The organism is Citrobacter amalonaticus (assembly GCF_002918555.1).
Taxonomy (GTDB): domain Bacteria; phylum Pseudomonadota; class Gammaproteobacteria; order Enterobacterales; family Enterobacteriaceae; genus Citrobacter_C; species Citrobacter_C amalonaticus_A.
The window spans coordinates 77,949-99,252 of the sequence record NZ_PQMB01000007.1 but is presented as its reverse complement, the minus strand read 5'-3'; the positions used below and the strand labels follow the sequence as shown (position 1 = coordinate 99,252).

The window sequence follows — 21,304 nt, the reverse complement described above, 5'->3', positions numbered from 1 at the left end:
TAAGCGGAGCGCCATCAGGCATTGGGGACGAATCAGGCTTCGTGAGAGGACAGGGACAGTTTGTTTCTGTCTTTCGCCTGAGTCCCTTTTTCCAGCGCAACCGCCAGTGCTGGCTGGGCGATGAAACGCTGCCACAATCTTTCCTGCTTACGGTAGCAGAACCATTTTGACCAGGTTGCCAGCGGAATCAGCGTGCCTTCGCCGATGTTATCGCAGACGACCGGGATTACCTCCGACTCGCTGATACGATGGCAGAGAATATTCTGCGGCTTTAGCGTCATGGTGACGATATGGTTGTCACGCAGATAACGTTTGAGCTTTTTCAGCAATTGACGCAGGACGGCAATATCCTCTTTATAGCGACATTGCGCGGCAAATTCGGTCAGCGTTACGGACGGCTTTCCATCAAAATCGGCAATCACATCATAAACGTAGCCTGTGCCACAGTCCGTTTCCACCGTGCCGTAATAGCGTGGGATCCCGCTCCAGTCTTTCAGGTGGCGAGACAGGTGCGCGTAGTATTTCAGTTCACGGTTTGTCTCTTTCTCGCCGCCATCGCCTGCGTGGTAGACGATTTTAATGCAGCGTTGGGCATCATCCGGATGCGCGTAGCATTTACGATGTCGTCCGGTGCCCAGGGGAGTCTGGTCGGATAAACGGATCATGAGTTCTCCTGGAAATATTTTCTGACAATAATTCAGTATGAACTCTCAACTTAAACAAAACTTAAACGGGACTTCTTAAGGTTTTCCTAATGTTAGTCAGGGCCGATAAAGCGCACAAAATGTACAAGTATTCTCAGCGGAAATAAAAAAACGCCGGAAGGCGTTTTCTGGGGGATGGGGTGACGCGGCAAATGGGTTAAGGTTAGTCTTCGTCAAAACCCGAGTTGAAAAGGGCGATGACCGCAGCTAGTGCTTCAGCTTCCTGTGGCCCAGACGCCTCAATTTCTATCTGGCGGCCTTTCGCAGAATCCAGCATCAGGAGGGCAATCACGCTGTTGGCTTCGGCTTCGGTTCCTTCATCGTTTCGTAGCAGGACTTCAGCATCAAAACCCTGCATTAATTCAAAGAGCTTCATGGCTGGCCGGGCATGCATGCCCAGCTTGTTGGTGATTTCAACAGTTTGCTTGACGGTCATGTTTTGCGTTTTTCCAGCGTACGATGGCGCGACTGCACGTTTTTACCGCGTGAACGAAAGTAGTCCGCCAGCTGCTCTGCAATATACACCGAACGGTGTTTCCCGCCGGTACAACCGATAGCCACGGTAAGGTAGCTGCGGTTGTTAGTCTCCAGCATCGGTAACCATAGCTCAAGATAGCTGCGAGTCTGATAAATAAAATTGTGAACTTCTGTGTGTCTGTCAAGGAAGGCCGCGACGGGTTTATCAAGGCCAGTCATTGGGCGCAGTTTCGGGTCCCAGTGTGGGTTTGGCAGGAAGCGGACGTCGAAGACATAGTCGGCATCAATAGGAATGCCATGCTTAAAGCCGAAGGACTCGAATACCATAGTCAGTTCGCGCTCGCGTTTGCCCAACAGTCGGGTTCGCAGCATCTCCGCCAGCTCATGGACGGACATTTCCGATGTATCGACAATCAGGTCGGCGCGGGAACGGAGCGGCTCCAGCAGGTCGCTTTCCTTATCGATAGCGCTTTCCAGAGATAAGTTCTTGCTGGAAAGTGGATGCAGGCGACGCGTGTCGCTGTAGCGGCGAATCAGGGTGTTACGATCGGCGTCAAGGAACAGCAACTGTGGCGAAAACGCATCGGGCAGGTTATTCATCGCCTGTTCGAAAATTTCCGGCGACTCAGGCATGTTACGTACATCTATGCTGACGGCTGCAGAAATCTGGCGATCGGCAAGAGTACGAGCCAGATCGGGTAACAGTACAACGGGAAGGTTATCCACGCAGTAAAAACCCATATCTTCCAGCGCGCGCAGGGCGACAGATTTACCAGACCCTGAACGACCGCTGACGATCATCAGTACCATGTACTGTTTCTCCTCACCACGTCTAAACGGAATATTATTGGGGTGTTACACTTCATCCTGACCGCCTTCGGTGTCAGTGATGATTTGATACAGTTCTACATCGCTTTGCGCGGCGCGCAGACGACGACAGATGGTTTTATCCGCCAGACGTTTGGCAACCAGCGACAGCGTGTGCAGATGCGTTTTGGTTTGATCCGCAGGAACCAGCAGCGCAAACAGGAGATCGACCGGCTGGTTATCAATTGCATCAAAAGCAATTGGCGTTTCAAGCTGCACGAATACGCCCACGGCGCGCATCGTATCTTCCTCCAGCTTACCGTGCGGGATCGCGATCCCGTTACCGATGCCGGTACTGCCCATTTTTTCGCGCGTCAGGATGGCTTCAAACACCACTTGTGAAGGCAAACCGAGCTGTTTGGCCGCCAGTTCGCTGATAATTTCCAGCGCTCGTTTTTTACTCTGGCAGTGAACACCGCTGCGCGTACATTCCTGGTTAAGTACACTACTTAGTTGTAGAGTCGTATCGTTATTTATCATAATTTCACCTAAGAACCTGGCCCATCAACAGGATGGAACAGATTCGGAGCGCTAACTGTACAAATGGCCTGTTGTGTCATACAACAGGCCGTCCTGCACCCGCTAACTGCCCGGACAATTAATGTTGTTTCAGTTTATCTTTGTGCTTTGTTAGCTGTCTTGCCAGTTTATCAATCAAACCATCAATGGCGGCGTACATGTCCTGGCCTTCCGCGCTGGCGTGAATTTCACCCCCGTTCACATGCAGTGTGGCATCCGAGATATGGGTCACTTTCTCCACTTTCAGCACAATATAGACCTGATTAATCCTGTCAAAATAGTGTTCGAGTTTAGCGAACTTGGTATTAACAAAGTCACGCAGGGCTTCTGTGATCTCGACGTTGTTTCCAGTGATGTTGAGCTGCATAGTGTCTTCCTTATCGGTTGGGTCAAACCAGCTGTTTGCGCTGATTCGACGGCGGAATGGATAAAGACTCTCGGTACTTCGCAACGGTACGGCGCGCCACCATGATACCCTGTTCTGACAGCATCGACGTTAGCTTGCTGTCGCTCAGCGGTTTCGCGGGGTTTTCCGCCGCAATCAACTTCTTTACCAGCGCACGGATTGCGGTGGAGGACGCTTCGCCCCCACCTTCAGTGTTAACGTGGCTGGAGAAGAAATACTTCAGTTCAAAAATGCCGCGTGGACTGTGCAGATACTTCTGCGTGGTCACACGGGAAATGGTCGATTCGTGCATCTCGACGGCCTGGGCAATATCCGCCAGCACCATCGGTTTCATAAATTCTTCACCCTGGTCAAAAAAGGCCTGCTGCTGCTCCACAATGCAGCGACTTACGCGCAGTAGCGTATCATTACGGCTTTCCAGACTTTTGATCAGCCACTTCGCATCCTGTAAATTACTGCGGATGTACTGACTGTCGGCGTCATTACGCCCACCGTTGCACATGGCGGCGTAGTGTTGATTGATTTGCAGACGCGGAATACTGTCGCCATTGAGCTCCACCGTCCAGTGACCGTTATGCTTTCGAACCAGTACATCCGGAATAACATACTCAGGCTCGCCGGTCTGGATGGACTGGCCGGGTCTGGGATCGAGCGACTGAATAAGATTGACCGCCTCTTTCAGCACTTCTTCTTTCAGGCGGGTTACTCGCATCAGGCTGCGGAAATCATGGTTAGCCAGCAGATCGAGATGATCGCTGATGATCAACTGCGCTTCTTCAAGCCAGGGCGTGGATTTATCAAACTGAGAGAGTTGGATCAGCAGGCAGTCGCGAAGATCCTTTGCCGCCACGCCAACGGGATCGAAACGTTGAATACGTTTGAGCACCGCTTCGACCTCATCGAGGCCGATCTCTTCGTCGCCCATGCTTTCGAGGATGTCATCCAGGGTTACGGTGAGATAGCCGGTTTCATCAACCGCATCAACAATCGATGTGGCAATGGCGCGATCCGTATCGGAGAAGGGCGTCAGTTGCATCTGCCACATCAGGTAATCCTGCAAAGACTGGGTAGTTTCACCCTGATAAACCGGTAGCTCATCGTCAATATAATCGCCGCTGGTGCCGGACGGTGTCCCGGCAGTGTAAATCTCATCCCAGCTGGCATCGAGGGGCAGCTCTTCCGGCATCTCTTTTTGTTCGAGCGCGTCTGCGGTATCCAGCGTCTCGCTGTCCTGAGTTTCGCGGGTGTCAATTTCGTCGTGAAGATCGGTTTGCTCAAGCAGGGGATTGCTTTCCAGTGCTTGCTGAAGTTCTTGCTGAAGTTCCAGCGTGGACAACTGCAACAGACGGATCGCCTGTTGTAGCTGAGGCGTCATCGCCAGCTGCTGGCTAAGCCTGAGTTGCAAACCTTGCTTCATATTCAGAATCGTTTTCTCCCGCTACGACGTTGTGAGCTTCTACCCTATCAGAGTCTGAAGTCTTCCCCAAGATATACGCGTTTGACGTGCTCGTCCTGCAGGATTTCGGTCGGTGTGCCGTGGGCTATCAGGTGTCCCTGGCTCACGATGTATGCGCGCTCACAAACGGCCAACGTTTCACGGACGTTATGGTCGGTGATCAGAACCCCAAGCCCGCTGTCGCGCAGGTGCTCGATGATGCGTTTGATGTCGATAACGGAGATAGGGTCAACACCGGCAAAGGGTTCATCAAGGAGAATGAATTTGGGGTTCGCCGCCAGCGCGCGGGCGATCTCCACACGACGGCGTTCCCCGCCGGAGAGGGACTGCCCCATGTTGTCGCGCAGGTGCTCAATATGGAACTCTTCCATCAGTTCGTTAGCACGATCTTCACGCTGCTCGCTGGAGAGATCGTCACGGATCTGCAGTACGGCCATCAGGTTATCGTAAACGCTCAGGCGGCGGAAAATAGAGGCTTCCTGCGGCAAATAACCAATGCCGCGGCGCGCGCGCGCGTGCAGCGGCAGGAGACTGATATCTTCGTCATCGATGATGATGTTGCCCGCGTCGCGCGGCACGATACCAACAACCATGTAGAATGTCGTGGTTTTACCCGCACCGTTAGGGCCAAGCAGACCGACAATCTCTCCGGACTTGACGGTCAGACTGACATCTTCCACCACGCGACGGCCCTTGTAGGCCTTCGCCAGATTCTTTGCAGTTAATGTTGCCATAACGAATTAGTTACCCTTCTTTTGTGCCGGGGCCTGGTCTTTGTTTTTGTCCTGCAGCTGCGACGGTACCAGAACCGTGGTCACGCGCTTACCTTTTTCACTGAAAGCCTGCATTTTCTGCTCTTTCACCAGATAGGTGATCTTGTCGCCGGTGATATTGCTGTCAAGCTGTTCCAGGTAGGCGTTGCCGGTGAGCACAACGAAATCTTTAGCCAGTTCATAATGCATTTTCGACGCGTGGCCTTTTACCGGCTTGCCGTTATCCTGCATCTGGTAAAACGTTGCCGGGTTACCAAAACCGTCAATCACCTCTTTGCCCTGCTCGCCGCCCGGACGGGTGACGATCACTTTGTCGGCATTGATTTTAATGGTGCCCTGAGTGACAACGACGTTGCCGGTGAAGGTCACCACGTTGCCCTGCATATCCAGGGACTGCTGATCCGACTCAATATGGATCGGCTGTTCGGTGTCACCGGTCATGGCGAACGCCGGAATGCTGGCGGCCAGAAGTGAGCTGGCAAGCACAAGCTTAAGGCTGAGTTTGTTTGTTTTGAATTTCATAGGAGGTTCTAACCTTTTCAATCAGCTCGGCGTTCTTGCTGCGTAAGTTGCCGCGCATTTTCAGTCCGCTGGAGTTAAATGTTGTTCCGTATAACGTAACGAGGTCCTCAGAGGTAACATCCTGCGTCACCAGGTTGATCTGCGCGTTATCGGTGGTAATTCTGCGTAGTTGGGCATCAGGCACCAGGGCGTTGACCTCAACGTGACCATACAAATACAGCATCCGATCGTCGGTTAACCTGGCTTTATCGGCCTTGATCGACCATGTCGGCACTTTATCCTTATCAAAGGTGGTTAGTACCGGCTGGGTAAACCACGAAATGGCCTGATCGGAATAATACTCAACATGCTGTGCAATCAGGCGATAATTCAGTGCGCCTTCCGGGCTGTACACGACGGTATCCGTATGTTCGCTCTTATAGGTTGGATCGCTGTTGTTCACGACCACCTGGGCAGCGTCATCTTTATCGGCCAGATTAATACCGATCAGCACCAGGACGGCCAGTGAAAGCACAATGATAACCCAACGTCTGGCTTTACTCATATCGATTGCCCTTTGGCCTCATCAAGCTTGCCCTGCGCCAGTAATAATAAATCACAGACTTCACGGACGGCGCCGCGTCCTCCGGCAATTTGTGTCACGTAATTTGCGCGCGGGATTAACAACGGGTGTGCATCCGCCACGGCGATGCTTAAGCCCACTTTTTCCATCACCGGCCAGTCGATCAGATCATCGCCGACATAGGCGACATTTTCCGGCGAGATACCCAGCTTGTTGAGTAAATCGCTAAACGCGACAAGCTTATCGGACTGCCCCTGATAAAGGTGGGCGATCCCGAGCGTGGCACAGCGATCTTCTACAAGTTTAGCCTTTCGTCCGGTAATAATGGCAACTTCAATACCCGATGTGAGCGCACAACGAATGCCGTAACCATCGCGGACGTTGAAGGCTTTCAGCTCTTCACCATTGTTGCCCATATAAATCAGGCCGTCAGACAAAACGCCATCCACATCCAGGATCAGCAGACGGATATTCTCTGCCCTGGCGATGACTTCTGTGCTGACGGGACCATAACAGGTCGCAAGCGACGCACCTGCTTTACTCATTTCTTTTATCCTTGAAGTTCTACACTACGCCTGCACGCAGTAGATCATGCATATGTAACACACCGAGCAAATGGTCGCCATCAGCAACCATGACCGAAGTGATATGGCGGGACTGCATTAAGTTCAGAGCATCGACGGCGAGAATGCCTGGGCGTACGCGAATTCCCCCCGGCGTCATGACGTCGGCAATGCCAAGCTGGCGTACGTCGACGCCCATATCAAAGACGCGACGCAAATCACCGTCAGTGAAGATACCGTCGATCTTCATTGCATCATCGCAAATTACGGTCATACCAAGATTCTTGCGGGTTATCTCCAGCAGCGCATCGCGCAGGCTGGCCTCTTTGCTGACATGCGGAATTTCATCACCCGTATGCATAATATCGTTAACACGCAGCAAAAGCTTACGACCCAGTGCGCCGCCGGGATGCGATAACGCAAAATCTTCGGCGGTAAAGCCACGAGCCTTGAGCAGCGCAACGGCAAGCGCGTCGCCCATCACCAGCGTGGCGGTGGTGCTACTGGTCGGCGCAAGCCCCAGCGGGCAGGCCTCCTTCGGTACTTTAACACACAGATGCACATCTGCCGCACGCGCCATACTGCTTTCCGGTCGACCCGTTATACAAATCAGCGGCACCTGCAAGCGTTTCAGAACCGGGATTAACGCAGCGATCTCACTTGATTCGCCGGAGTTTGAAATCGCAATCACCACGTCCTGCGGCGTGACCATACCCAGATCGCCATGGGCAGCTTCGCCGGGATGGACGAAAAAAGACGAGGTACCGGTGCTGGCAAATGTCGCGGCCATTTTTCGGCCGATATGCCCCGATTTCCCCATACCCATTACGACTACTTTTCCGGTACACCAGAACATCTTTTCACATGCCAGGGTGAAAGCCTGGTTGATGTATTGATCAAGCTCCGCCAGGCCTTCACGTTCAATTGCCAGGACCTCTTTGCCTGCTTGCTGAAAGTCAAAACCCGGTTGCAACTCTAAGTGCGACATAATGCGTTTCCAGTTATCCAACGAGTAGTGGCGATAGCCAATACAACATCGCCAGCCATACGACAAAACCGCCAGTCAGCAGCACACCCGTGCCGCGACCTGCCTGACGCGGACGGCGCCAGCAGAGTAATGCAAAAATGATGCTCACCAGCAGCATCACGCTATAATCTCGGGTGAAGGCCAGCGGATTCACAACGCCTGGAGAAATCAGTGCCGGAAGTCCCAGAACGATCGCGATATTAAAGATGTTTGCGCCAATAATATTACCGACAGCGATATCATTCTCGCCCTTACGTACCCCGGCAATGGCCGTCGCCAGCTCCGGCAGACTGGTACCGATAGCGATAACCGTCAGGCCGATAGTCAGTTCACTCATCCCAAAGTAGTTAGCCAGCACGGTGGCATTATCTACCACCATACGCGTTGCCATGGGCATGATGATGAGCGCAATACCCAGCCACAAAAAGGCGACCGGTAAACCGCCTTCGCGCGGGAGTTCCGCCAGCTGTTCCCGGGTAAGGCTGTCGTTGCCTTGCCGCTCGGCTATCCGCGCGATTTTAACAATGAACAGCAGCCATAGCACGGCAAGAAGCAGAAGAAAGATACCATCGCTACGGGTCAGTTGTCCGTCGTAGAGTACGGAACCGGCCACGACGCTAACGATTAACATTAACGGCAGTTCACGGCGCAGAACATCAGAATGCACGGTAAATGGCCGTATTAAGGCTGTCAGCCCCAGAATGAGCAGGATATTGGTAATGTTGGAACCTATTGCGGTACCTACGGCCAAATCAAGCTGTCCGTGCAGCGATGCGGCAACGGAGACGATAATCTCCGGTAGCGAGGTTCCGATACTGACGACCGTCATACCGATAATAAGCGGTGGAATACCCAACGTTCGACAGAGGATAGATGCAGCAAACACCAGACGGTCGGCACCGTAGACCACTAATAGTAAACCAATAATTAACAGCGCCGTTGCCAGAAACATCTAAAGTCCTTTCATAGGGTATACTCGCCGGTTCGCGGGAGGAAACATCAGGAAACCGTAGCGAATTCTTAATTTTGACTTTATGCGACTAAAAAGTAAAACAAATGCCAGCTTTCGCTAACCCGCGCGGGTAATATTCTGTAAATATACTGGGTTCAAGGTTAAATTGAACGCCAAACTCTGTGAGTACTGAAGCGACAGTAAAGGATGAATCAATGGGTGAGTCTGCGGCGAATCTCGTCGATATGCGTGACGTCAGCTTTACGCGTGGCGACCGCTGCATTTTCGATAACATCTCCCTGACGGTGCCGCGTGGCAAGATCACTGCGATCATGGGGCCATCGGGCATCGGCAAAACCACGCTGTTACGCCTGATTGGCGGTCAGATCCCGCCAGATAAGGGAGAGATTCTGTTTGATGGCGAGAATATTCCGGCGATGTCCCGCTCGCGGTTGTATACCGTACGCAAGCGTATGAGCATGCTGTTCCAGTCGGGTGCGCTGTTCACCGATATGAACGTGTTTGATAACGTCGCCTATCCGCTGCGCGAGCATACGACATTACCTGCGCCGCTGCTGAAAAGCACGGTGATGATGAAGCTGGAAGCCGTAGGGCTGCGCGGAGCGGCGAAATTAATGCCGTCAGAACTGTCTGGCGGGATGGCCCGAAGGGCCGCGCTGGCGCGTGCGATTGCGCTGGAGCCGGATCTCATCATGTTTGATGAACCGTTTGTCGGGCAGGATCCAATCACCATGGGCGTGCTGGTTAAGCTGATTTCAGAACTTAACAGCGCGCTGGGCGTCACCTGCGTGGTGGTTTCTCACGATGTGCCGGAGGTGCTTAGCATCGCGGACTACGCTTATATCATGGCGGATAAGAAGATTGTGGCCCACGGTAGTGCAAAGGATCTGCAGGAAAATGCCGATCCGCGCGTCCGTCAGTTTCTGGATGGCATTGCCGATGGGCCGGTTCCGTTCCGCTATCCTGCGGGCGATTATCATTCTGATTTACTCGGAACAGGGAGTTAAGCCACTCATGCTGTTAAATGCACTGGCAGGGCTGGGACACAAGGGGATTAAAACCCTCAGAACGTTCGGGCGTGCCGGGTTAATGTTATTCAATGCGCTGGTCGGCAAGCCGGAATTTCGCAAACATGCGCCGCTGTTGGTACGCCAACTTTATAATGTGGGCGTGCTGTCGATGCTCATTATTATTGTGTCTGGCGTATTCATTGGCATGGTGCTGGGGTTACAGGGTTATCTGGTTCTGACCACCTACAGTGCGGAAACCAGTCTGGGCATGCTGGTGGCGCTTTCGCTGTTACGCGAGCTGGGGCCGGTAGTCGCTGCGCTGTTGTTTGCCGGACGCGCTGGTTCGGCATTAACCGCTGAGATTGGCCTGATGCGTGCGACCGAACAGCTCTCCAGTATGGAAATGATGGCGGTCGATCCGCTGCGCCGGGTTATCTCGCCGCGTTTCTGGGCGGGGGTTATCTCGCTGCCGCTGCTGACAATCATTTTTGTGGCCGTTGGCGTCTGGGGGGGATCTCTGGTCGGCGTGAGCTGGAAGGGGATCGACGCGGGTTTCTTCTGGTCGGCGATGCAGAATGCCGTCGACTGGCGTCTGGATCTCGTGAACTGTTTGATTAAGAGTGTGGTGTTCGCCATTACGGTAACGTGGATTTCGCTGTTCAATGGTTATGATGCGATTCCAACCTCCGCCGGGATTAGCCGGGCAACCACTCGCACCGTTGTGCACTCGTCTCTGGCTGTTCTGGGCCTGGATTTTGTGCTGACCGCTTTGATGTTTGGGAATTGAGTTCATGCAAACGAAAAAAAATGAAATTTGGGTGGGGATCTTCTTGTTAGCGGCGCTGCTGGCGGCGCTGTTTATCTGCCTGAAGGCGGCCAACGTAACGTCAATGCGCACGGAACCGACCTACACTCTGTATGCAACCTTCGATAACATCGGCGGCCTGAAAGAGCGTTCACCGGTGCGTATCGGCGGCGTGGTTGTCGGGCGTGTGGCGGATATCTCGCTGGATCCAAAAACCTACCTGCCGCGCGTGACGCTGGATATTGAGCAGCGTTATAACCACATTCCGGATACCAGCTCGCTGAGCATTCGTACTTCTGGCCTGCTGGGAGAACAGTATCTGGCGCTGAACGTGGGCTTTGAAGACCCTGAGCTGGGGACGTCTATCCTTAAGGATGGCGGTACGATTCAGGACACCAAATCGGCAATGGTGCTGGAAGATATGATTGGTCAGTTCCTTTATAACAGCAACAATAAAGGGGATGACAATAAGAATTCTGGCGATGCGCCAGCTGCCGCTGAAGGCAATAATGAAGCCACTGCGCCTGCGGGCACGACGAAATAATTTCAGGAGAATCGACGTATGTTTAAACGCTTGATGATGATTGCCCTGCTGGTGATTGCTCCGCTGAGCGCGGCCACGGCGGCGGACCAGAGCAACCCGTATAAGCTGATGAATGAGGCGGCGCAAAAAACGTTTGACCGCCTGAAAAACGAGCAGCCAAAAATTCGTTCTAACCCGGACTACCTGCGTGACGTGGTTGACCAGGAGCTGCTGCCCTATGTGCAGGTGAAGTACGCCGGTGCGCTGGTGCTGGGCCGTTACTACAAAGACGCTACGCCTGCGCAGCGTGACGCCTACTTTGCCGCATTCCGCGAATACCTGAAACAGGCCTATGGTCAGGCGCTGGCGATGTATCACGGTCAGACTTATCAGATCGCGCCGGAGCAACCGTTGGGCGATGCGACCATTCTTCCCATCCGTGTCACCATCCTCGATCCGAATGGTCGTCCTCCTGTGCGCCTGGACTTCCAGTGGCGTAAAAACACCCAGACCGGGAACTGGCAGGCATATGACATGATTGCCGAAGGCGTCAGCATGATTACGACTAAACAAAATGAGTGGAGCGACCTGCTGCGTACCAAAGGTATCGATGGTCTGACCGCGCAGTTGAAATCTATTTCTCAACAGAAAATTACCCTGGAAGAGAAAAAATAATGACGCAGTTACTCAGCTGGACACGTGAAGGTGACAAGCTGGCGCTGGCGGGAGAGCTGGATCAGGACGTGCTTAACCCGTTGTGGGATGCGCGCGTCGAGGCGATGGAAGGGGTGACCTGTATCGACCTAAGTCAGGTCACCCGGGTTGATACCGGTGGCCTGGCGTTGCTGGTTCATTTGATCAATCAGGCGAAGATGCAGGGTAACAGCGTTTCGCTGCTGGGGGTAAACGACAAAGTTTACACACTGGCGCAGCTCTATAATTTGCCTGCTGACGTGCTTCCACGTTAATCTTTTCAGTACCTTACTTCTGAAAGCCCTGACTGTTTGAACACCGGGGCTTTTTGCTTATTTATGACAGCGCCACTTTGCTCTAAGATGTTGGGCTGTTTTCACTATCTGATGAATAAAGAGCCCATGGAAAATAATGAAATTCAGAGCGTGCTGATGAACGCACTCTCCCTCCAGGAAGTCCACGTCTCTGGCGATGGCAGTCACTTTCAGGTTATTGCCGTGGGCGAGATGTTTGACGGCATGAGCCGGGTTAAAAAGCAGCAGTCGGTTTACGCTCCGCTGATGGAATACATTGCGGATAACCGTATTCATGCTCTGTCGATTAAAGCGTATACCCCAGAAGAATGGGCGCGCGATCGTAAACTAAACGGTTTTTGAGCTACGGGTGATGCACCGGTAGCGAATATGAATTCTTAACAGAGAACAGAATAATGGATAAATTTCGTGTTCAGGGGCCAACCACCCTCCAGGGCGAAGTCACAATTTCAGGCGCGAAAAACGCCGCACTGCCCATCCTTTTTGCAGCCCTGCTGGCAGAAGAGCCAGTAGAAATCCAGAACGTTCCGAAACTGAAGGACGTTGATACGTCAATGAAGCTGCTAAGCCAGCTTGGCGCGAAAGTTGAGCGTAATGGTTCCGTTCACATTGATGCCCGCGACGTTAACGTCTTCTGCGCGCCGTACGAGCTGGTGAAAACCATGCGTGCGTCTATTTGGGCGCTGGGCCCGCTGGTTGCTCGTTTCGGTCAGGGGCAGGTTTCACTGCCTGGCGGCTGCACTATCGGCGCTCGTCCGGTTGATCTGCACATTACGGGGCTGGAACAGCTGGGGGCAACCATCAAGCTGGAAGAGGGCTATGTGAAGGCGTCCGTTGATGGCCGTCTGAAAGGTGCGCATATTGTGATGGATAAAGTCAGCGTTGGCGCGACGGTAACCATTATGTGTGCCGCTACGCTGGCCGAAGGCACCACCGTCATCGAAAATGCGGCACGTGAGCCGGAAATCGTTGATACGGCTAACTTCCTGATTGCGCTGGGCGCGAAGATTACCGGTCAGGGAACCGATCGTATTACGATTGAAGGTGTTGAGCGTCTGGGCGGCGGTGTTTATCGCGTGCTGCCAGACCGCATTGAAACCGGCACCTTCCTGGTGGCCGCTGCAATCTCTCGCGGGAAAATTATCTGCCGTAACGCCCTGCCAGATACGCTCGATGCCGTACTGGCCAAACTGCGTGATGCCGGCGCAGATATCGAAGTCGGTGAAGACTGGATCAGCCTCGACATGCACGGTAAGCGTCCGAAAGCGGTAAACGTGCGCACTGCGCCGCATCCGGCGTTCCCGACCGATATGCAGGCTCAGTTTACCCTTTTAAACCTGGTAGCAGAAGGAACGGGTTTTATCACCGAAACCGTGTTTGAAAACCGCTTTATGCATGTGCCTGAACTGAGCCGTATGGGTGCGCATGCGGAGATCGAGAGCAACACGGTGATTTGTCATGGTGTGGAAAAACTCTCCGGCGCGCAGGTGATGGCGACAGATCTGCGTGCGTCAGCGAGCCTGGTGCTGGCAGGATGTATCGCGGAAGGCACCACGGTAGTGGATCGTATTTATCATATCGATCGCGGTTACGAGCGTATCGAAGATAAACTGCGTGCGTTGGGTGCGAATATTGAGCGTGTGAAAGGCGAGTAATCGTTCCGGTAGCCCCATTGTCGATGACGAGGGGCTACCGCTTCAGTGTGTCTTTTCTGCTATTCGCTTCTTTCTCTTGGTGCTCTCATCAGTCGCGTTCTGTCGATGAATTCATGCGTTTTAGGATCGTGATAACGCGATGGCCAAATCACCCAGGGTTCCGTTCCTAACGCTTTTGCTATAATTAATTCTCCTTTTGGCCACGGTCGCGTTAACGCATTTGCCAGCGTTGATGAACTTAAGCCATTCCGGCGTGACTCTGCGGCCATTGATGTCCCTCTTTTGCGTAATCCGGCGATGATGTCAGCCGGGTGCCAGTCAATGAGTTTGCTCTCCATGTTTCCCTTGCTCCTTCAGATCATTCACTTTCGATTTGGACAGTTATCCTGCGAATAACACTATAACTCTCTGAGAAGGAATGTTCTAAAAGGTTCGTGTAAAGTTCATGGATATTCAGAATAAGCCAGGGAAAGACTGTTTATATACCAATGTAGACGGCAATAAGAGTGGAGGGGTTATACGGTTTATTTGAATTTTCAGGAATCATCCCGCGCAGGGCGCGGGATGGCAAAGAAGAAATTAGCGATCGCGTTGTACGGCGATATGCGCAAGGCCAATCAATGCTTCGCGCCACGGAGTATCAGGGAGAACCTGAAGCGCCTCAATCGCTTTATCAGCCTCTTCTTCTGCGCGCTGGCGCGTCCATTCCAGCGAACCACAGGCGTTCATTGCTTCCAGAACAGGCTCCAGAAGATGCCGACCGCTTCCTTGTTCAATGGCGCTACGAATCATCTGTGCCTGTGCAGGCGTGCCGTTACGCATCGCATGTAGCAGTGGCAGCGTAGGTTTGCCCTCATTGAGGTCATCGCCCACGTTTTTACCAAGATGCTCGCCATCTGCGCTGTAATCCAGCAGATCGTCAATCAGCTGGAAAGCCGTACCGAGGTAGCGACCATAATCTTGCAGTCCTTTTTCCTGCGCGGCGCTACAGCCAGCAAGAATACCGGAGCACTGCGCGGCCGCTTCAAACAGGCGTGCCGTTTTGCTGTAAATCACTCGCATGTAGTTTTCTTCAGTGATGTCCGGGTCATTGACGTTCATCAACTGTAAAACTTCACCTTCAGCGATAACGTTCACCGCTTCAGACATCACCTCCAGCACTTTTAGCGAACCGAGACTGGTCATCATCTGGAAGGCTCGGGTATAGATAAAGTCACCGACCAGTACGCTGGCCGCATTGCCAAACGCCGCATTGGCCGTTGCTTTTCCACGCCGCATATCTGATTCATCCACAACGTCGTCATGTAACAGGGTCGCGGTGTGGATAAACTCGATTAAGGCCGCAATAGTGACGTGCGCATTGCCCTGATAGCCGACAGCGCGTGCAGCCAGTACTGCTATCATTGGGCGGATGCGTTTTCCGCCACCGCTAACAATGTAATACCCTAACTGGTTGATCAGCTGGACGTCGGAATTGAGCTGTTTAAGGATTGTCGCATTGACTCCCGCCATATCTTGCGCGGTTAACTCATTGATTTTTTCTAAATTCATCGCAAAAGCCGGGCTTTTAGCCCCGTTTACCTCACGATACATCAAGGCAACTTAGGGTTTAGGGTTAGAAATATAGACTGATTGTACTGAAAAAACGCCGCAGATAAACGTTACCATACGCGTTGTGGTTTTTTTCTTCATGTATTGCCAGTAGCTCTTGTCAAAGGCTCGCGTTTTGCGTAATATTCGCGCCCTATTGTGAATATTTATAGCGCACTCTGAATCATTGAAAAGGTGTGCGCGGAAGCGGAGTTTTTTATGTACGCGGTTTTCCAAAGTGGTGGTAAACAACACCGAGTAAGCGAAGGTCAGACCGTTCGCCTGGAAAAGCTGGACATCGCAACTGGCGAATCTATTGAGTTCGCTGAAGTTCTGATGATCGCAAACGGTGAAGAAGTCAAAATCGGCGTTCCTTTCGTTGATGGCGGCGTAATCAAAGCTGAAGTTGTTGCTCACGGTCGTGGCGAGAAAGTTAAAATCGTTAAGTTTCGTCGTCGTAAACACTATCGTAAGCAGCAGGGCCACCGTCAGTGGTTCACTGATGTGAAAATTACTGGCATCAGCGCCTAAGACCTGAGGAGAGATTTAAATGGCACATAAAAAGGCTGGCGGCTCCACTCGTAACGGTCGCGATTCAGAAGCTAAACGCCTGGGCGTTAAGCGTTTCGGTGGCGAATCCGTTCTGGCGGGGAGCATCATCGTTCGTCAACGTGGTACCAAATTCCACGCGGGTACGAACGTAGGTTGCGGTCGTGACCACACTCTGTTTGCTAAAGCAGACGGTAAAGTGAAATTCGAAGTTAAAGGCCCGAACAACCGTAAATACATCAGCATCGTTGCTGAGTAAGTTTTTCGTGGTCCGGTAACGGATTAAAGCCCCGCAACGTGTTGCGGGGCTTTTTACATTGAAAACCCGGAAAATTTTCTTGTAGGGAAAACGGGCATGAAGCAGCAGGCTGGCATTGGTATTCTTTTAGCGCTCATCACCGCAATGTGCTGGGGGGCTTTACCAATTGCAATGAAGCAAGTGCTGGAGGTGATGGAACCTCCGACCGTTGTCTTCTACCGCTTTTTAATGGCGAGTATCGGCCTCGGAGCGATCCTTGCGGTTAAAAGAAAACTTCCACCGCTGCGTATTTTTCGCAAGTCGCGTTGGCTGGTGTTGCTGGCGATTGCGACAGGTGGGCTTTTCGGAAACTTCATCCTGTTCAGCTCTTCTCTGCAATATTTGAGTCCGACAGCCTCGCAGGTTATCGGCCAGCTGTCGCCGGTGGGCATGATGGTCGCCAGCGTATTTATCCTGAAGGAGAAAATGCGTGGTACGCAGGTAATTGGCGCACTCATGCTTCTGAGTGGGCTGGTGATGTTCTTTAATACCAGTCTGATCGAGATCTTTACCAAACTGACCGATTACACCTGGGGTGTGATTTTTGGCGTCGGGGCGGCGACGGTCTGGGTGAGCTATGGTGTCGCACAAAAGGTGTTATTGCGGCGTCTGGCATCACAGCAGATCCTGTTTTTACTGTACACTTTATGTACGATGGCGCTGTTGCCGCTGGCGAAGCCAGGGGTGATATCGCAGCTTAGCGATTGGCAGCTCGCATGTTTGATTTTCTGCGGGCTGAATACGCTGGTAGGATATGGCGCCCTGGCAGAAGCGATGGCGCGCTGGCAGGCAGCGCAGGTTAGCGCGTTAATCACGCTAACTCCGCTGTTTACGCTGTTATTTTCAGATCTATTATCTATGGCCTGGCCCGATTTCTTCGCCAGACCGATGTTAAACCTTTTAGGTTATCTCGGTGCGTTTGTCGTGGTTGCGGGCGCGATGTACTCCGCCATTGGTCATCGTATTTGGGGCGGATTACGTAAGCATGAAACGGTGGTATCGCAACCCCGCTCAGGCGAATGATTTACGGAGAGTAAAATGAAGTTTGTTGATGAAGCATCGATTCTGGTCGTTGCAGGTGATGGCGGCAATGGTTGCGTCAGCTTCCGTCGCGAAAAATACATCCCGAAAGGCGGCCCGGATGGCGGTGATGGTGGGGATGGCGGTGACGTCTGGCTCGAAGCCGATGAAAACCTGAACACGCTGATCGATTACCGTTTTGAAAAATCTTTCCGCGCGGAGCGTGGTCAGAATGGCGCGAGCCGTGACTGTACCGGTAAGCGTGGTAAAGACGTTACGATTAAGGTTCCGGTGGGTACGCGTGTTATCGATCAGGGAACCGGTGAAACCATGGGCGATATGACCAGACACGGTCAGCGTCTGATGGTCGCGAAAGGCGGCTGGCATGGACTGGGCAACACCCGTTTCAAATCTTCCGTCAACCGTACTCCACGGCAGAAAACGATGGGTACCCCTGGCGATAAGCGCGATTTGATGCTGGAGCTGATGCTGCTGGCGGACGTGGGTATGCTTGGTATGCCGAATGCCGGTAAATCGACGTTCATCCGTGCGGTGTCTGCCGCAAAGCCAAAAGTGGCTGACTATCCGTTTACTACGCTGGTGCCGAGCCTTGGCGTTGTGCGTATGGACAATGAGAAGAGCTTCGTGGTTGCCGACATTCCAGGGCTGATCGAAGGCGCTGCGGAAGGGGCTGGGCTGGGGATTCGCTTCCTGAAGCATCTGGAGCGCTGCCGCGTACTCCTGCACCTTATTGATATCGATCCAATCGACGGTTCCGATCCGGTGGAAAATGCCCGTATCATTATTGGCGAACTGGAGAAATACAGTCAGGATCTGGCGTCCAAACCGCGTTGGTTAGTATTTAACAAGATCGATCTGCTGGACAAAGCTGAAGCGGAAGAGAAGGCGAAAGCTATCGCGCAGGCTCTGGGTTGGGAAGATAAATACTATCTGATCTCTGCCGCCAGCCAGCTGGGCGTGAAAGATCTCTGCTGGGATGTGATGACCTTTATCATTGAGAACCCGATTGTTCAGGCTGAGGAAGCGAAACAGCCGGAGAAAGTCGAGTTCATGTGGGATGATTATCACCGTCAACAGCTCGCTGAAGTTGAAGACGAAGCGGAAGATGACTGGGATGACGACTGGGACGAAGACGACGAAGAAGGCGTTGAGTTCATCTATAAGCGCTAATCACATTAAAAACCCCGGCCATGTTGCCGGGGTTTTGTTTCCAGGTTTCAGAAGGCCGGATAAGGTCGTTAGCGCTGCCATCCGGCAAACATACTCAGTTATTCTGATAAATATCCTTATACAACCGGCTTTCGAAGCGGACCAGCGGAATGCGGCGATTACGCTGATCGGCCGGCTCTACCGCATAACCAGACAGATACTGCACAAATGCCATGCGCTGACCGCTTGCCGTGGTGATGAAGCCTGCCAGGTTATAGACCCCCTGCAGTGAGCCTGTCTTCGCTGAGACCTTTCCATCCACGCCCGCCTGGTGCAAACCAGCGCGATATTGCAAAGAGCCGTCATAGCCCGCCAGTGGCAGCATAGAGATGAAGTTCAGCTCGTTGTCGTGCTGGGCGATATATTGCAGCACCTGCATCATGGTGGCAGGCGCAATCAGATTGTGACGAGAGAGACCCGAACCGTCGGCAATAATGGTGTTGCCAATATTAACGCCCGCCTGCTGACGCAGGATCTGGCGCACGGCATCAGATCCTGCGCGCCACGTACCTGGCACATTGAAACGCGCATGACCGATCATCCGGAAAACGGTATCGGCAATCATGTTGTCCGACTTTTTCAGCATAATCTTAAGCAGATCGTGCAGCGGTGCGGACTGCTTGCTGGCAACTACCGTTCCCGGTTCATTGACCAGCGTCTGGCGCAGCAGCGTGCCACTGTAACTAATACCTGCTTGTTTTAATTCATCTTTCAGGATGGCACCGGCGTAACTTGCGCCGTCCTGAATGGCGAAGGCGAGGGGAAGCGGATCGGCGCGCTGCGGCAGACACCCAGTGAGCGTGTAACGATTGAGATCCCCTGGAACCACATCCAGTTCACAATATTGCGCGTCCGCAGAGCCGCGCGGCAGCGTTCGTACCTGGCTGAACATGGTCACCGGATAGTAAGAGGCTACGCGAATAAAGGCTAAATCGTTCGGTTTTTGTGCGCTGTAAAGGGAGACGGAAAAGCAGTTCCGGTCGACAATTGCCGCCGCAGGCGGCGCGCTGAAACACTGGGTCAGGTCATTCCAGGGCCAGCCTGGCGCTTTATCATGGCTGGCAAAAATAGAGGTATCAATGAGGACATTGCCGGCTATTTGCGTGACACCCGACTTTTTCAGCGTTGCGACCATATTGCGAATATCCTGGCGTTTTAGCGTCGGATCGGCACCAAATCGCGCCACTAAGTCACCTTTTAAAACGCCACCTTCCACGCTGCCTTTTGTCTCAAGCGTGGTGGTAAACCGGAAGTCGGGTCCGAGCTGAATCAATGCAGCCAGCGCGGTGATGACTTTTTGCGTACTGGCAGGCAGCGCCATCTGCTGGCTATGATAATCAATAGCGGGAGCAGAAGCGCCGACCTTCTGTACCATCAGGGCAAGGTTTGCTCCGGCAGGGAGCTGATTGATATATTCGTCAACATTCGCGGCCTGGGCGCTGAACGTTATACTGGTAGTCAATCCGATGATAAATCTGGAAAATCGCATATTCTCGCGCTAACAACCTGGAAACAAGCCGTCATACTACGGCGCATCGCCCTAAAAAGTAAACGATGACCCATAGGGAACTCCAGGGTAAAATGAGTATCAAATTGAGAATTGTAGCTGACCTGGACCTTTCGCCCGGGTCGGTATTTTTTTGCTTCTGGTCCGGGTATGACGCCGTATGCGGACAGGCTTAACAGCCGGGGTGGAGAGCATCACCCCCAACAGGAATGTTCGAGAGGTATAACAAATGCAAGCTATTCCGATGACCTTACGTGGTGCCGAAAAATTACGTGAAGAGCTGGATTTTCTGAAATCTGTGCGCCGTCCTGAGATTATTACCGCTATTGCGGAAGCGCGTGAGCATGGTGATCTGAAAGAGAACGCGGAATATCACGCCGCGCGTGAACAGCAGGGGTTCTGCGAAGGACGCATCAAAGATATCGAAGCGAAACTGTCTAATGCGCAGGTTATCGATGTGACGAAGATGCCTAACAATGGTCGCGTGGTGTTTGGCGCAACGGTTACCGTTCTGAATCTGGATAACGACGAAGAGCAGACCTGGCGTATCGTGGGCGATGATGAAGCTGATTTTAAACAGAACCTGATTTCGGTAAATTCGCCTATTGCGCGCGGCCTGATTGGTAAAGAACAGGATGACGTTGTGGTCATCAAAACGCCTGGTGGCGAAGTAGAATATGAAGTGACAAAGGTGGAATACCTGTAAGAATTACCCAATACTCAATATGTTGATGTATTGTAAAGAAAGGAAAAAGGCCGCATTGCGGCCTTTTATCAACGAACAGAGCGTGGCATTTTGCTCCCCTGCTAGCGGAAAACTCCTCGTTTTACACAGATTTTGTGTTCGACTTTAGGATATTCTTAGCGCGGCAGCGAGATTTTACGTTCTTTCGTCGGGCGATACAGTACCAGCGTTTTACCGATGACCTGTACGTTACAGGCGCCGGTTTCGCGTACGATAGCTTCCACGATCAAGGTCTTAGTTTCGCGATCTTCCGAGGCGATTTTCACCTTGATGAGCTCGTGGTGCTCTAACGCTTGTTCAATCTCGGCCAGTACCCCTTCGGTCAAACCATTATTGCCAAGCAGAACGACCGGCTTGAGCGGATGTGCCAGACCTTTCAGGTGCTGTTTTTGTTTAGTACTCAGATTCATCGTATATTTTTGCTTACGTTGGGATTGAAAACGGGTCATTCTACCGCCATCTCCCATATATCGCCAAATAACTGCGTAGAAATTTACGTCACAGGCAAGCAACGAT

The 21,304-nt window shown here is 52.6% G+C and carries 28 protein-coding genes; 12 read left to right on the top strand and 16 right to left on the bottom strand.

The genetic code is table 11. The features are described 5' to 3' along the window. Positions 1-32: 32 nt before the first annotated feature. From yrbL to C3432_RS24315, 12 genes are all read right to left on the bottom strand, one after another. Positions 33-665: a PhoP regulatory network protein YrbL gene (gene yrbL / locus C3432_RS24370; protein ID WP_103779768.1), complete on the bottom strand. Its 633-nt coding sequence runs from the start codon at positions 663-665 to the stop codon at positions 33-35. Positions 666-867: 202 nt separating this feature from the next. Then, complete coding sequence (npr, locus tag C3432_RS24365; RefSeq protein WP_103779766.1) at positions 868-1,140, bottom strand: PTS phosphocarrier protein NPr; 273 nt, start codon at positions 1,138-1,140, stop codon at positions 868-870. After that, positions 1,137-1,991: an RNase adapter RapZ gene (rapZ, locus tag C3432_RS24360; protein ID WP_000243747.1), complete on the bottom strand. Its 855-nt coding sequence runs from the start codon at positions 1,989-1,991 to the stop codon at positions 1,137-1,139. The genes npr and rapZ overlap by 4 nt, the downstream gene beginning before the upstream one ends. Before the next feature lie 45 nt (positions 1,992-2,036). Next, positions 2,037-2,528 (bottom strand): PTS IIA-like nitrogen regulatory protein PtsN, encoded by a 492-nt coding sequence (ptsN, locus tag C3432_RS24355; RefSeq protein ID WP_103779764.1) that lies wholly within the window; start codon positions 2,526-2,528, stop codon positions 2,037-2,039. A 118-nt stretch (positions 2,529-2,646) separates the two neighbouring features. Beyond that, positions 2,647-2,934 carry a ribosome hibernation promoting factor gene (gene hpf / locus C3432_RS24350; protein ID WP_103779762.1) on the bottom strand — a complete coding sequence of 96 codons (288 nt, stop codon included), beginning with the start codon at positions 2,932-2,934 and terminating at the stop codon, positions 2,647-2,649. Between the two features lie 22 nt (positions 2,935-2,956). Beyond that, on the bottom strand, positions 2,957-4,390 hold the full coding sequence (gene rpoN / locus C3432_RS24345; RefSeq protein ID WP_103779760.1) for an RNA polymerase factor sigma-54: 1,434 nt from the start codon (positions 4,388-4,390) through the stop codon (positions 2,957-2,959). Positions 4,391-4,437: 47 nt separating this feature from the next. Further along, a complete protein-coding gene (gene lptB, locus C3432_RS24340) occupies positions 4,438-5,163 on the bottom strand; it encodes an LPS export ABC transporter ATP-binding protein (protein WP_103779758.1) in 726 nt (241 codons plus the stop codon). A 6-nt stretch (positions 5,164-5,169) separates the two neighbouring features. After that, on the bottom strand, positions 5,170-5,724 hold the full coding sequence (lptA, locus tag C3432_RS24335) for a lipopolysaccharide ABC transporter substrate-binding protein LptA (protein ID WP_103779756.1): 555 nt from the start codon (positions 5,722-5,724) through the stop codon (positions 5,170-5,172). Continuing rightward, entirely contained in the window at positions 5,693-6,268 is a 576-nt protein-coding gene (lptC, locus tag C3432_RS24330) for an LPS export ABC transporter periplasmic protein LptC (RefSeq protein ID WP_103779754.1), read from the bottom strand. The genes lptA and lptC overlap by 32 nt, the downstream gene beginning before the upstream one ends. Further along, positions 6,265-6,831, bottom strand: coding sequence for a 3-deoxy-manno-octulosonate-8-phosphatase KdsC (kdsC, locus tag C3432_RS24325; protein ID WP_103779752.1), 567 nt, complete (start codon positions 6,829-6,831; stop codon positions 6,265-6,267). Before kdsC ends, lptC begins: the two co-directional genes overlap by 4 nt. Positions 6,832-6,850: 19 nt before the next feature. Beyond that, a complete protein-coding gene (gene kdsD, locus C3432_RS24320) occupies positions 6,851-7,837 on the bottom strand; it encodes an arabinose-5-phosphate isomerase KdsD (protein ID WP_103779750.1) in 987 nt (328 codons plus the stop codon). Between the two features lie 13 nt (positions 7,838-7,850). Beyond that, on the bottom strand, positions 7,851-8,828 hold the full coding sequence (locus tag C3432_RS24315; protein ID WP_103779748.1) for a calcium/sodium antiporter: 978 nt from the start codon (positions 8,826-8,828) through the stop codon (positions 7,851-7,853). A gap of 215 nt (positions 8,829-9,043) precedes the next feature. On the opposite strand from C3432_RS24315, the gene mlaF reads away from it, so the two are divergent. The 7 genes from mlaF (at position 9,044) to murA (ending at position 13,849) form a co-directional block, all read left to right on the top strand. After that, entirely contained in the window at positions 9,044-9,856 is an 813-nt protein-coding gene (gene mlaF / locus C3432_RS24310; RefSeq protein WP_103779746.1) for a phospholipid ABC transporter ATP-binding protein MlaF, read from the top strand. A 7-nt stretch (positions 9,857-9,863) separates the two neighbouring features. Beyond that, positions 9,864-10,646 carry a lipid asymmetry maintenance ABC transporter permease subunit MlaE gene (gene mlaE, locus C3432_RS24305; RefSeq protein ID WP_103779744.1) on the top strand — a complete coding sequence of 261 codons (783 nt, stop codon included), beginning with the start codon at positions 9,864-9,866 and terminating at the stop codon, positions 10,644-10,646. A 4-nt stretch (positions 10,647-10,650) separates the two neighbouring features. Further along, entirely contained in the window at positions 10,651-11,208 is a 558-nt protein-coding gene (mlaD, locus tag C3432_RS24300; protein ID WP_103779890.1) for an outer membrane lipid asymmetry maintenance protein MlaD, read from the top strand. A gap of 18 nt (positions 11,209-11,226) precedes the next feature. Next, positions 11,227-11,862, top strand: a complete 636-nt coding sequence (mlaC, locus tag C3432_RS24295) for a phospholipid-binding protein MlaC (protein WP_103779742.1) — start codon at positions 11,227-11,229, stop codon at positions 11,860-11,862. Continuing rightward, the gene (gene mlaB / locus C3432_RS24290; protein WP_103779740.1) at positions 11,862-12,155 is read left to right on the top strand and encodes a lipid asymmetry maintenance protein MlaB; all 294 of its coding nucleotides are present in this window, start codon (positions 11,862-11,864) and stop codon (positions 12,153-12,155) included. Before mlaC ends, mlaB begins: the two co-directional genes overlap by 1 nt. 126 nt (positions 12,156-12,281) lie before the next feature. Further along, positions 12,282-12,536 carry a BolA family iron metabolism protein IbaG gene (ibaG, locus tag C3432_RS24285; RefSeq protein WP_146050967.1) on the top strand — a complete coding sequence of 85 codons (255 nt, stop codon included), beginning with the start codon at positions 12,282-12,284 and terminating at the stop codon, positions 12,534-12,536. A 53-nt stretch (positions 12,537-12,589) separates the two neighbouring features. Further along, complete coding sequence (gene murA / locus C3432_RS24280) at positions 12,590-13,849, top strand: UDP-N-acetylglucosamine 1-carboxyvinyltransferase (RefSeq protein ID WP_103779736.1); 1,260 nt, start codon at positions 12,590-12,592, stop codon at positions 13,847-13,849. Positions 13,850-13,908: 59 nt separating this feature from the next. On the opposite strand, the gene sfsB is transcribed toward murA, so the two are convergent. Together sfsB and ispB are read right to left on the bottom strand one after the other, a co-directional pair. Beyond that, entirely contained in the window at positions 13,909-14,187 is a 279-nt protein-coding gene (gene sfsB / locus C3432_RS24275; RefSeq protein ID WP_103779734.1) for a DNA-binding transcriptional regulator SfsB, read from the bottom strand. Positions 14,188-14,428: 241 nt separating this feature from the next. Then, positions 14,429-15,400 carry an octaprenyl diphosphate synthase gene (gene ispB, locus C3432_RS24270; protein ID WP_103779732.1) on the bottom strand — a complete coding sequence of 324 codons (972 nt, stop codon included), beginning with the start codon at positions 15,398-15,400 and terminating at the stop codon, positions 14,429-14,431. A 258-nt stretch (positions 15,401-15,658) separates the two neighbouring features. Between ispB and rplU the strand changes: the two genes are divergently transcribed. The 4 genes from rplU (at position 15,659) to cgtA (ending at position 18,497) form a co-directional block, all read left to right on the top strand. Further along, complete coding sequence (rplU, locus tag C3432_RS24265) at positions 15,659-15,970, top strand: 50S ribosomal protein L21 (protein WP_042325074.1); 312 nt, start codon at positions 15,659-15,661, stop codon at positions 15,968-15,970. A 19-nt stretch (positions 15,971-15,989) separates the two neighbouring features. After that, positions 15,990-16,247 carry a 50S ribosomal protein L27 gene (rpmA, locus tag C3432_RS24260; protein WP_003861831.1) on the top strand — a complete coding sequence of 86 codons (258 nt, stop codon included), beginning with the start codon at positions 15,990-15,992 and terminating at the stop codon, positions 16,245-16,247. Positions 16,248-16,343: 96 nt separating this feature from the next. Continuing rightward, positions 16,344-17,309 carry a DMT family transporter gene (locus tag C3432_RS24255; RefSeq protein WP_103779730.1) on the top strand — a complete coding sequence of 322 codons (966 nt, stop codon included), beginning with the start codon at positions 16,344-16,346 and terminating at the stop codon, positions 17,307-17,309. 15 nt (positions 17,310-17,324) lie between these two features. After that, on the top strand, positions 17,325-18,497 hold the full coding sequence (gene cgtA, locus C3432_RS24250; protein ID WP_103779728.1) for an Obg family GTPase CgtA: 1,173 nt from the start codon (positions 17,325-17,327) through the stop codon (positions 18,495-18,497). A 94-nt stretch (positions 18,498-18,591) separates the two neighbouring features. Here the strand turns inward: cgtA and dacB are convergent, their stop codons facing one another. Then, a complete protein-coding gene (dacB, locus tag C3432_RS24245; RefSeq protein ID WP_103779726.1) occupies positions 18,592-20,025 on the bottom strand; it encodes a serine-type D-Ala-D-Ala carboxypeptidase in 1,434 nt (477 codons plus the stop codon). 247 nt (positions 20,026-20,272) lie between these two features. On the opposite strand from dacB, the gene greA reads away from it, so the two are divergent. Next, positions 20,273-20,749 carry a transcription elongation factor GreA gene (gene greA, locus C3432_RS24240; protein ID WP_103779724.1) on the top strand — a complete coding sequence of 159 codons (477 nt, stop codon included), beginning with the start codon at positions 20,273-20,275 and terminating at the stop codon, positions 20,747-20,749. A gap of 155 nt (positions 20,750-20,904) precedes the next feature. On the opposite strand, the gene yhbY is transcribed toward greA, so the two are convergent. Beyond that, positions 20,905-21,198: a ribosome assembly RNA-binding protein YhbY gene (gene yhbY / locus C3432_RS24235; RefSeq protein ID WP_103779722.1), complete on the bottom strand. Its 294-nt coding sequence runs from the start codon at positions 21,196-21,198 to the stop codon at positions 20,905-20,907. Positions 21,199-21,304 lie beyond the last annotated feature (106 nt).

What these genes read in the sequence shown, in the direction of transcription:
- yrbL (WP_103779768.1), bottom strand. Translation starts at nt 665, where the DNA reads ATGATCCGTTTATCCGACCAGACTCCCCTGGGCACCGGACGACATCGT.
- npr (WP_103779766.1), bottom strand. Translation starts at nt 1,140, where the DNA reads ATGACCGTCAAGCAAACTGTTGAAATCACCAACAAGCTGGGCATGCAT.
- rapZ (WP_000243747.1), bottom strand. Translation starts at nt 1,991, where the DNA reads ATGGTACTGATGATCGTCAGCGGTCGTTCAGGGTCTGGTAAATCTGTC.
- ptsN (WP_103779764.1), bottom strand. Translation starts at nt 2,528, where the DNA reads ATGATAAATAACGATACGACTCTACAACTAAGTAGTGTACTTAACCAG.
- hpf (WP_103779762.1), bottom strand. Translation starts at nt 2,934, where the DNA reads ATGCAGCTCAACATCACTGGAAACAACGTCGAGATCACAGAAGCCCTG.
- rpoN (WP_103779760.1), bottom strand. Translation starts at nt 4,390, where the DNA reads ATGAAGCAAGGTTTGCAACTCAGGCTTAGCCAGCAGCTGGCGATGACG.
- lptB (WP_103779758.1), bottom strand. Translation starts at nt 5,163, where the DNA reads ATGGCAACATTAACTGCAAAGAATCTGGCGAAGGCCTACAAGGGCCGT.
- lptA (WP_103779756.1), bottom strand. Translation starts at nt 5,724, where the DNA reads ATGAAATTCAAAACAAACAAACTCAGCCTTAAGCTTGTGCTTGCCAGC.
- lptC (WP_103779754.1), bottom strand. Translation starts at nt 6,268, where the DNA reads ATGAGTAAAGCCAGACGTTGGGTTATCATTGTGCTTTCACTGGCCGTC.
- kdsC (WP_103779752.1), bottom strand. Translation starts at nt 6,831, where the DNA reads ATGAGTAAAGCAGGTGCGTCGCTTGCGACCTGTTATGGTCCCGTCAGC.
- kdsD (WP_103779750.1), bottom strand. Translation starts at nt 7,837, where the DNA reads ATGTCGCACTTAGAGTTGCAACCGGGTTTTGACTTTCAGCAAGCAGGC.
- C3432_RS24315 (WP_103779748.1), bottom strand. Translation starts at nt 8,828, where the DNA reads ATGTTTCTGGCAACGGCGCTGTTAATTATTGGTTTACTATTAGTGGTC.
- mlaF (WP_103779746.1), top strand. Translation starts at nt 9,044, where the DNA reads ATGGGTGAGTCTGCGGCGAATCTCGTCGATATGCGTGACGTCAGCTTT.
- mlaE (WP_103779744.1), top strand. Translation starts at nt 9,864, where the DNA reads ATGCTGTTAAATGCACTGGCAGGGCTGGGACACAAGGGGATTAAAACC.
- mlaD (WP_103779890.1), top strand. Translation starts at nt 10,651, where the DNA reads ATGCAAACGAAAAAAAATGAAATTTGGGTGGGGATCTTCTTGTTAGCG.
- mlaC (WP_103779742.1), top strand. Translation starts at nt 11,227, where the DNA reads ATGTTTAAACGCTTGATGATGATTGCCCTGCTGGTGATTGCTCCGCTG.
- mlaB (WP_103779740.1), top strand. Translation starts at nt 11,862, where the DNA reads ATGACGCAGTTACTCAGCTGGACACGTGAAGGTGACAAGCTGGCGCTG.
- ibaG (WP_146050967.1), top strand. Translation starts at nt 12,282, where the DNA reads ATGGAAAATAATGAAATTCAGAGCGTGCTGATGAACGCACTCTCCCTC.
- murA (WP_103779736.1), top strand. Translation starts at nt 12,590, where the DNA reads ATGGATAAATTTCGTGTTCAGGGGCCAACCACCCTCCAGGGCGAAGTC.
- sfsB (WP_103779734.1), bottom strand. Translation starts at nt 14,187, where the DNA reads ATGGAGAGCAAACTCATTGACTGGCACCCGGCTGACATCATCGCCGGA.
- ispB (WP_103779732.1), bottom strand. Translation starts at nt 15,400, where the DNA reads ATGAATTTAGAAAAAATCAATGAGTTAACCGCGCAAGATATGGCGGGA.
- rplU (WP_042325074.1), top strand. Translation starts at nt 15,659, where the DNA reads ATGTACGCGGTTTTCCAAAGTGGTGGTAAACAACACCGAGTAAGCGAA.
- rpmA (WP_003861831.1), top strand. Translation starts at nt 15,990, where the DNA reads ATGGCACATAAAAAGGCTGGCGGCTCCACTCGTAACGGTCGCGATTCA.
- C3432_RS24255 (WP_103779730.1), top strand. Translation starts at nt 16,344, where the DNA reads ATGAAGCAGCAGGCTGGCATTGGTATTCTTTTAGCGCTCATCACCGCA.
- cgtA (WP_103779728.1), top strand. Translation starts at nt 17,325, where the DNA reads ATGAAGTTTGTTGATGAAGCATCGATTCTGGTCGTTGCAGGTGATGGC.
- dacB (WP_103779726.1), bottom strand. Translation starts at nt 20,025, where the DNA reads ATGCGATTTTCCAGATTTATCATCGGATTGACTACCAGTATAACGTTC.
- greA (WP_103779724.1), top strand. Translation starts at nt 20,273, where the DNA reads ATGCAAGCTATTCCGATGACCTTACGTGGTGCCGAAAAATTACGTGAA.
- yhbY (WP_103779722.1), bottom strand. Translation starts at nt 21,198, where the DNA reads ATGAATCTGAGTACTAAACAAAAACAGCACCTGAAAGGTCTGGCACAT.